Source organism: Dietzia massiliensis (genome assembly GCF_018390595.1).
In the GTDB taxonomy this organism is placed as follows: Bacteria; Actinomycetota; Actinomycetes; order Mycobacteriales; family Mycobacteriaceae; genus Dietzia; species Dietzia massiliensis.
In genome coordinates this window covers 1-396 of the sequence record NZ_JAHBAV010000267.1, presented here as the reverse complement: position 1 = coordinate 396, position 396 = coordinate 1, and the positions used below count along the sequence as shown (strand labels likewise).

Annotated in this window: 1 rRNA gene; it reads left to right on the top strand. The window is 50.0% G+C overall.

Features of this window, described 5'->3' with window-relative positions:
- Window positions 1–322 (top strand): 23S ribosomal RNA (locus KHA85_RS20535); the annotation flags it as partial.
- Window positions 323–396: the final 74 nt, after the last annotated feature.

The window sequence follows — 396 nt, the reverse complement described above, 5'->3', positions numbered from 1 at the left end:
GTTTAGAACGTCGTGAGACAGTTCGGTCCCTATCTGCCGTGGGCGTTGGAAGATTGAGAGGGGTTGCTCCTAGTACGAGAGGACCGGAGTGAACGCACCACTGGTGTTCGGGTTGTCATGCCAATGGCATTGCCCGGTAGCTAAGTGCGGAAAAGATAAGCGCTGAAAGCATCTAAGCGCGAAACTTGCCTCAAGATGAGTCTTCCCTTGGACTTTGAGTCCACTGAAGGAACGTTTAAGACTAAGACGTTGATAGGCTGGGTGTGTAAGTGCAGCGATGCATTGAGCTAACCAGTACTAATGATCCGTGAGGCTTAACCTTACAACACCGAAGGTGTTTTAGAGACGAAGAGATTTTCAGCGAAGTTCCGAGATTGGTTCTGATGGCGACACGAG